Origin of the sequence: Winogradskyella sp., from assembly GCF_013213975.1 — a bacterium.
Lineage (GTDB): Bacteria > Bacteroidota > Bacteroidia > Flavobacteriales > Flavobacteriaceae > Winogradskyella.
The window spans coordinates 1-7364 of record NZ_JABSST010000110.1 but is presented as its reverse complement, the minus strand read 5'-3'; the positions used below and the strand labels follow the sequence as shown (position 1 = coordinate 7364).

Annotated in this window: 11 protein-coding genes; 8 read left to right on the top strand and 3 right to left on the bottom strand. The window is 34.5% G+C overall.

Annotated elements, in window-relative coordinates; all coding sequences use genetic code 11:
- Positions 1–70: 70 nt before the first annotated feature.
- From HRU49_RS13510 to HRU49_RS13495, 4 genes are read left to right on the top strand one after another with little or no spacing between them, the layout of a single operon-like run.
- Positions 71–580, top strand: coding sequence for an RNA polymerase sigma factor (locus HRU49_RS13510; protein WP_296358054.1), 510 nt, complete (start codon positions 71–73; stop codon positions 578–580).
- Positions 567–1058: a hypothetical protein gene (locus HRU49_RS13505; protein WP_296358052.1), complete on the top strand. Its 492-nt coding sequence runs from the start codon at positions 567–569 to the stop codon at positions 1056–1058. Before HRU49_RS13510 ends, HRU49_RS13505 begins: the two co-directional genes overlap by 14 nt.
- A 33-nt stretch (positions 1059–1091) precedes the next feature.
- Positions 1092–1661: a DUF4252 domain-containing protein gene (locus HRU49_RS13500; RefSeq protein WP_296358049.1), complete on the top strand. Its 570-nt coding sequence runs from the start codon at positions 1092–1094 to the stop codon at positions 1659–1661.
- Positions 1662–1667: 6 nt separating this feature from the next.
- On the top strand, positions 1668–2213 hold the full coding sequence (locus HRU49_RS13495; RefSeq protein WP_296358048.1) for a DUF4252 domain-containing protein: 546 nt from the start codon (positions 1668–1670) through the stop codon (positions 2211–2213).
- A 44-nt stretch (positions 2214–2257) separates the two neighbouring features.
- Here the strand turns inward: HRU49_RS13495 and HRU49_RS13490 are convergent, their stop codons facing one another.
- From HRU49_RS13490 to HRU49_RS13480, 3 genes are all read right to left on the bottom strand, one after another.
- A complete protein-coding gene (locus tag HRU49_RS13490) occupies positions 2258–2461 on the bottom strand; it encodes a hypothetical protein (RefSeq protein WP_296358047.1) in 204 nt (67 codons plus the stop codon).
- Positions 2458–3801 carry an adenylosuccinate lyase gene (purB, locus tag HRU49_RS13485; protein ID WP_296358045.1) on the bottom strand — a complete coding sequence of 448 codons (1344 nt, stop codon included), beginning with the start codon at positions 3799–3801 and terminating at the stop codon, positions 2458–2460. Before purB ends, HRU49_RS13490 begins: the two co-directional genes overlap by 4 nt.
- An 81-nt stretch (positions 3802–3882) precedes the next feature.
- On the bottom strand, positions 3883–4353 hold the full coding sequence (locus HRU49_RS13480; protein ID WP_296358043.1) for an adenylosuccinate lyase: 471 nt from the start codon (positions 4351–4353) through the stop codon (positions 3883–3885).
- A gap of 41 nt (positions 4354–4394) precedes the next feature.
- Here HRU49_RS13480 and HRU49_RS13475 point away from each other — a divergent pair, with 41 nt between their 5' ends.
- From HRU49_RS13475 to HRU49_RS13460, 4 genes are all read left to right on the top strand, one after another.
- Complete coding sequence (locus HRU49_RS13475) at positions 4395–4874, top strand: heme-binding domain-containing protein (protein ID WP_296358041.1); 480 nt, start codon at positions 4395–4397, stop codon at positions 4872–4874.
- A 146-nt stretch (positions 4875–5020) separates the two neighbouring features.
- The gene (locus HRU49_RS13470; RefSeq protein ID WP_296358039.1) at positions 5021–5428 is read left to right on the top strand and encodes a hypothetical protein; all 408 of its coding nucleotides are present in this window, start codon (positions 5021–5023) and stop codon (positions 5426–5428) included.
- Positions 5425–6126: a helix-hairpin-helix domain-containing protein gene (locus HRU49_RS13465; protein ID WP_296358037.1), complete on the top strand. Its 702-nt coding sequence runs from the start codon at positions 5425–5427 to the stop codon at positions 6124–6126. The genes HRU49_RS13470 and HRU49_RS13465 overlap by 4 nt, the downstream gene beginning before the upstream one ends.
- A gap of 63 nt (positions 6127–6189) precedes the next feature.
- A partial coding sequence (locus tag HRU49_RS13460; protein ID WP_296358035.1) for a glycosyltransferase occupies positions 6190–7364 on the top strand: 1175 nt, incomplete at its 3' end.

Sequence of the window (7364 nt, the reverse complement as noted above, 5' to 3'; positions counted from 1 at the left end):
AAAATGTAATGTGTATCGTCGTAATTATGAAAGCGAGTAAAAACCGCTTTTACCACCAATCAAAAACGTAATGAAGCAGGCAGATTTTGTAAGCTTAGTAATGCCATTTAAGGATAAAGTATTTCGTTTAGCCAAACGATTATTAGTTTCTCATGAAGAAGCTGAAGACGCAACGCAAGAGATACTATTGAAATTGTGGAGAAACAAAGAGAAGATCGGAGACTATAAAAATGTTGAAGCCTTCTCGATGACGATGACAAAGAACTTTTGTTTGGACAGATTAAAATCTAAACAAGCACAAAACTTAAAAATCGTTCATAGTAATTATACGGACAATAGTTCGTCATTACAAAAGCAAGTAGAAGCTAGAGATAGCATGGACTGGGTTTCGAGAATAATTGAAGACCTTCCAGAACAACAAAAAATAATAGTGCAATTGAGAGATATTGAACAGTATGATTTTGCTGAGATTGCTAAAATGTTAGACATGAATGAAACAGCCATCCGAGTAAATTTATCTAGAGCACGTAAAACAATAAGAGAGAAATTGACTAATACACATCGTTATGGTATTAAATAGTATAGAAAAATTAATCGAAAAGTATGACAAGGCTGAAACGTCGTTAGCAGAAGAAGCACAATTAAGAGCTTATTTTACTAGCGACAACGTTGCACCACATTTGGAGCACTATAAACCAATGTTTGTCTACTTTGCACAATCTCAAACCGAACAGTACACTAAAGACGTTCCATTAAAACCTAAGAGAACTAAAATGTATCAATGGATTTCTGTCGCAGCAGTTGCAGTTCTAATGTTAAGTATCTTCATTCCTAATTGGTCTGGTGGTCAAAAATCTCTTGCAGATTATTCACAAGAGGAACAACAAATGTATCTGGAAGCAAAAGAGGCATTAGCCATGCTTTCAAATAATTTTAATCAAGGAACAGCAAGTTTAAATACATTAAACTTAGCTTCTGAGAATTTTAATGTTGGTTTGGAAAAGGCAAGTCACATTACAGAATTCAATCAATCAACAAACAAATTATTAAAGAATTAAGAATTAAAAATTAAAAATTTAAAACAAGAAATTATGAAAAAAGTTGTAATAATTATAGCGATGATGTTTGCCTCGATCACGGCATTTAGTCAAAGTGTATTTGATAAGTTTGAGGATTTAGACGGCGTAACATCAGTTATTTTAAATCAGAAAATGTTTAAAATGTTAGCTACTATGGGAGTGGATATTGATGATCCAGAAATGAAAGAGTATGCCGAAATGGCTGGAGAAATAACAGGCTTCAAAGTGTTTACTACAGGAGATGAGAAAATTTCTGCTGACATGAAGGCAACGGTAAACAAGTATTTAAAGTCTTCTGATCTTGAAGAGTTAATGCGTATTAAGGATGGAGATCAAACTGTGAAATTTTATGTAAAGGAAGGTAGAGACGATAACCACGTAAAAGAATTATTGATGTATATCAGTGGCCTCAAGGAAATGACAAAAGGTAGCGACATCGAAATTAATGGTGAAAAGCGCGAATTCGAAACCGTAGTTATGACTTTAACAGGTGATATTGATCTTAGACAAGTTTCAAAGATTACAAATCAAATGGATATTCCAGGAGGTGAGCAATTGAAAAAAGCAGGTCAGAAAAACTAAAACATAATGAAACAATCAATCAAAAAATTAATGGTAATGTTGATCTTGGCTGTAGCTTTTACAAGCTGCAACCAAGGTCCTACACTGCAAACATACTTTGTAGATAATGAATTAAAGCCAGGATTTATTTCAGCTGATATCCCTTCAAGTTTTATAGATGTAGATAAGGTAGAACTAACAGATGAGCAAAAAGAAGCCTATGAATCTGTTGATAAACTTAATGTATTAGCATTTACTTTAGGCGATGATAATAAAGAAGAGTATCAAGTAGAATTAGATAAGATAAAACTAATTTTAAAAGACGATAGATATCAAGAGTTGATGCGTGGAGGAAATTCTATAGACGGTAAGTTCATGGTGAAGTTTATTGGTGATGTGGAGAATATAGATGAGCTTATCATTTTTGGAAATGCAAATGACAGAGGTTTTGCTGTAGCAAGAGTTCTTGGTGATGATATGAATGCTGGAAAATTAATGTCTTTACAATCCATTATAAAAGATATGGATTTTGATGATAGCAACTTAAACAGTTTTAAAGAGTTTTTTAAATAAACGTATAAAATTTATTTAAAATGTTAACCAGAATCATCCTGTAATTAATTTGCAGGATGATTTTTTTTACGATTTTTTAAACCGAAGAACAATGCGATTACAAATAAAATAGCTGTTCCCAAAATCAGTAAGATTTTCACAATAAAGTAATCTAATACATTAAACAATCCAGCAACAAAAAAACCAATGGTTATGGTTGCTACCAAGATTAGTGCAATAGTGTTTTTATTTAGAGGGAACCAGCTCATATACCTGTATAGTTGCTTGGGGAAATAGCTTTTAATTCAGTTTTAATAGCCTCCGATACCTCTAAGGTATCAATAAAATTTGAAATTGAAGATTCTGTTATTACCTCATTGGTTCTAGTTAATCCTTTTAAGACTTCATAAGGATTAGGATAACCTTCACGCCTTAGGATAGTTTGTATTGCCTCTGCTACGACTGCCCAGTTTTGTTCTAAGTCCTTTTCAAATTTCTCAGCGTTTAATAACAATTTGCCAAGGCCTTTTAATGTAGATTTAAATCCAATTACAGTATGTCCAAAAGGGACTCCAACATTTCTTAAAACAGTACTATCTGTTAGGTCGCGTTGTAATCTCGAAATTGGTAGCTTTGCTGCTAAATGTTCGAAAATAGCATTGGCAATACCTAAATTACCTTCGCTGTTTTCAAAATCTATTGGGTTGACTTTATGTGGCATAGCCGAACTGCCGACTTCACCTTTTTTAATTCTTTGTTTGAAATAATCCATAGATACATAGGTCCAGATATCTCGGTCTAAATCTATGATGATGGTGTTAATTCGTTTCAGCGCATCAAATAAAGCCGCCATGTGGTCATAATGCTCAATCTGCGTGGTTGGGAACGAATGTTGCAAGCCTAGTTTTTCTTGTACAAACTTGGTGCCAAAGACTTTCCAATCTATGCTTGGATAGGCTACTTTATGCGCATTGAAGTTTCCTGTTGCTCCACCAAATTTCGCAGCACTCGGAATATCATTCAATAAATTAAATTGCTCTTTAAGTCGGACTACAAAGACATCCATTTCCTTACCAAGACGTGTTGGTGATGCCGGTTGTCCATGTGTTCTTGCAAGCATTGGTATTGTGGCCCATTCTTTAGAGAGTTCTTCTATTTTATCAAGAACAGTCGTGTATTCAGGAACATAAACATCGTTCATAGCTTCTTTAATACTCAAAGGAATGGCTGTATTATTTATGTCTTGAGATGTCAAACCAAAATGAATAAACTCCTTGTGATCATTTAAACCTAGAGTATCAAACTTTTCCTTGATGAAGTATTCAACAGCCTTAACATCGTGATTAGTTACTTTTTCAATAGCCTTTATTGCTGATGCATCCAGCGGAGTAAAATTCTTATATATAGCTCTTAAATCTTCAAATACGTCATGAGAAACAGATGCTAATTGTGGCAATGGTAATTCACATAAAGCAATAAAGTATTCGATTTCTACCAATACTCTGTATTTTATTAATGCTTCTTCTGAGAAGTAATTGCCTAAAGCATCTACTTTAGATCTGTATCTACCATCAATTGGAGAAATTGCGTTAAGCTGAGAAAGTGCCATTTACTTTAAAATTTTGAAGGTCCAAAGATAATAAAGTTAGCCAAGAGTTTAGTGGAATAGCTAATGAGTTATCCAAAGTTTTCAACCTTTTATTTTCTTAAGAATATGTCGTGCACGCGCTTTAAAACCAGAACTCTGCATCTGAAAATCACGTTCTAAAATCATTGCTAAGTCTGGGTGAATCCAATCGTATTCTGTTCCTAATAAATATAACGAATTCATGGAGTAGGTCTTAGGAGCGATTTTTCCGTTATGTATCATCCAATCAAAACAAGCTTCAATGATTTTTTCCTTGTGTGCTTCAGATAAGGCTGATTTTATTTTGCTGTTCTTTTTAGAATAATAATCCTTGATGAGGTATTCGCAGACTTTTGCCATTGGTCTTATGGCAGGATCTAAATGCACCTTACCTACATTTCGTGTAAATGTATCTAGGTATGGAATGATGGCTTCTAGTCGTTCTCTGCACATAAATTCAAATACCCAAGCTGCTCGACATGCTATTTTATGATCCACATAGTCCAATTCTTGGTAAAGTTCGTCTTTTGTCAAAAGGTTTGTTAATTTAACAGTTCTAAATTAGTGAAACTACAATGATAAAAAAACTCGTAAAAAACGCATTTTTAGCCATCCTTATTGTTCTCTTACTTGCCCAGTTCTTTGGTCCTCAGAAGAATCATGGTGATTTGGCATCTGTTGAAGCATTTTTTGAGGATACAAATCCACCTGAAGATGTCAAACTCATTCTGAAAGATGTTTGTTTCGATTGTCATAGTGACCATACGCGCTATCCTTGGTATAATGCTATAACACCGGTTAATTATTGGTTAGCCGATCATATAAGACATGGTAAAAGGGGTTTAAATGTTTCTAAATGGAATAATTATACGAAAAAAAAGAAAGATCACAAATTGGAAGAACTGGTTGAAGAAGTCCAAAGGCGACATATGCCTTTACTAAGTTATACCTGGACACATAGTGCCGCTACGTTAACAGATGCTCAAGTTCGGGCTGTCACAGATTGGGTACAAATTGCGAGGTTAAAATATGTCTTTGTCAAAGAGCCACAATAAAATTATTAGTGCATTTTTTAAATGAACCTCGTGAATAGTCGGTACCTTAAAATTATTATTTAGAATTTTTCTAAATAATTTTTTTTTCATTCCAATCGTATGTAACTTTGTGCTTCAATACAATCACTTAAGACAAAAATCAGCACTTGGGTTTAAAAAAAATCATTACCACTGGCTTTTTATTTATGATGTTAGGTACTGTTTCAGAACTGTATCTGCTTGATCATTATGAAGATGCCCTTCAGTTTATTCCAATCCTATTTATCGGCTTATTATTACTGTTAGTTCTTGTTTTGTCTGTCTACCGCAGTCGTTTCTTAAATCAGGTGTTTGAAATTTTACTTGTACTGACAGCATCAAGCGGTATTTATGGGGCATTTTTGCATCTACAGGCCAATTATGAATTTGAGCTTGAAATGACACCAACACTAAGCGGCTGGGATTTATTTGTTGAGAGTTTATTTGGGGCTTTACCAGCTTTAGCTCCTTTAAGTATGGTTGTATTGGCATTAATCGGTTATTCATATTTAATCCTTATAAATCATAAACAATGAGAAATATCAAATCTTTATTTATCGTATTCACTTTAGTTGCAGCTTGTATGATGTCTTGCAAAAATTCAGAAGCCGAAACACCGGACAAAACAACTACCTCTGAAGCTAAAGAAATCGACGAAACGGCAGAGGTAAAAACTGAAACTACAGTGGCTAAAGGTGTAATAAATGTTAATTTGGCTACAGAAGCAGATCTTCAAGGTTTAGGATTACCTTCTGAAGTCATCGCAACAATCCTAAATAAAAGACCATTTTTAGATATGATGGATTTGGATAAAATGCTTATGGATAGTAATAAAGAAGAGCTTTACAAGCAAATGTTCATACCCTTAAATCTAAACACAACAGCAGAAGCTGATTTTAAAATTATTCCTGGTGTTGGTGATCGTATGGCACACGAGTTTGAAGAGTATCGACCATATACTAGTGTAAAACAGTTTAGAAAAGAAATTGGTAAGTATGTGGATGAAGAAGAAGTTGAGCGTTACCTTAATTATGTATTTGTACCAGTAGAACTAAATACAGCATCTGAGGAAGATATCAAAGCTTTACCAGGAGTTGGTAAGAAAATGACTCACGAGTTTGAAGAGTACAGACCATACAAATCTATGGAACAGTTCAGGAAAGAGATTGGAAAATATGTCGATGATAATGAACTAAAGCGTTTAGAACGTCTGGTGTATTTAAAAGATAATTAATTTAAAAAATGGTGAATTGTTTCTGCCATTTATATGATAAAAGTTTTAATTTAAGAGGTTGTTATGTCTTGTAGCAACCTCTTAATCATTGGGTTTGTATGGCCAGAGCCTAAAAGCTCGGCTGCTGGTAGTCGTATGCTTCAACTTATAGAACAATTTCAGCAGCAAGGATATCAGATTACTTTTGCTTGTGCAGCCAATACATCGGATAACACCCATGACCTTTCACAGTTAGGAATCCAAACTCAAGCTATTGTCTTAAATGATGATTCCTTTGATAGCTTTATAATAGCGCTTAATCCAGAGGTTGTACTCTTTGACCGTTTTATGATTGAGGAGCAATATGGTTGGCGTGTTGCAGAACACTTACCAGACGCGTTACGTATCTTAGATACCGAGGACTTTCACGGTCTAAGAAAAGCAAGGCAAAAAGCTTTAAAAGAGGATGTAGCTATGACTATGACTTATCTTCAGAATGATACCACTAAGCGCGAAATTGCAAGCATTTACCGTTCCGATTTAAGCATCATGATTTCTGAAGTCGAAATAGAAATTCTTACAACGGATTTCAATATCGACGAGAGTCTTTTATGTTATCTGCCTTTTTTACTTGATCCTATTACTGAGAATGCTATTGAAAGTACACCAACATTTAATGAGCGAAATCATTTTATTACCATCGGTAACTTTTTACATGCACCAAACTATGATGCGGTTGAACACCTCAAAAAAGATATTTGGCCTGTAATTCGCAAAAGCTTACCAAAGGCAGAACTACATATTTATGGGGCTTATCCTTCACAACGGGTTATGCAATTACATAAACCATCTGAAGGCTTTTTTATAAGAGGTTTTGCTGCAGATGTTAATGAGGTAATGCAACAGGCTCGTGTTTGCTTGGCACCTTTACGATTTGGTGCTGGATTAAAAGGAAAGTTAATAGATGCCATGCACAATGGTACACCATGTGTAATGTCATCGATTGCAGCAGAAGGCATGTTTAGTCATGAAGCACCCAATGGATTCATTGAAGATGATGTAATGGCATTTTCTAAAAAGGCTGTGGCGTTATTTACAGATGAAGACACTTGGCAGCAAAAGCAACAAGTGGGGGTTAAAGTTATTAATCAACGCTTTGATAAATCCAATTTTATGAATGGCTTCTTAGAGCGCATTCAAACGTTGCGCGAGCAACTTACGGAACATCGTCAAAGTAACTTTATTGGTAATATTTTGCA

What these genes read in the sequence shown, in the direction of transcription:
- HRU49_RS13510 (WP_296358054.1), top strand. Translation starts at nt 71, where the DNA reads ATGAAGCAGGCAGATTTTGTAAGCTTAGTAATGCCATTTAAGGATAAA.
- HRU49_RS13505 (WP_296358052.1), top strand. Translation starts at nt 567, where the DNA reads ATGGTATTAAATAGTATAGAAAAATTAATCGAAAAGTATGACAAGGCT.
- HRU49_RS13500 (WP_296358049.1), top strand. Translation starts at nt 1,092, where the DNA reads ATGAAAAAAGTTGTAATAATTATAGCGATGATGTTTGCCTCGATCACG.
- HRU49_RS13495 (WP_296358048.1), top strand. Translation starts at nt 1,668, where the DNA reads ATGAAACAATCAATCAAAAAATTAATGGTAATGTTGATCTTGGCTGTA.
- HRU49_RS13490 (WP_296358047.1), bottom strand. Translation starts at nt 2,461, where the DNA reads ATGAGCTGGTTCCCTCTAAATAAAAACACTATTGCACTAATCTTGGTA.
- purB (WP_296358045.1), bottom strand. Translation starts at nt 3,801, where the DNA reads ATGGCACTTTCTCAGCTTAACGCAATTTCTCCAATTGATGGTAGATAC.
- HRU49_RS13475 (WP_296358041.1), top strand. Translation starts at nt 4,395, where the DNA reads ATGATAAAAAAACTCGTAAAAAACGCATTTTTAGCCATCCTTATTGTT.
- HRU49_RS13465 (WP_296358037.1), top strand. Translation starts at nt 5,425, where the DNA reads ATGAGAAATATCAAATCTTTATTTATCGTATTCACTTTAGTTGCAGCT.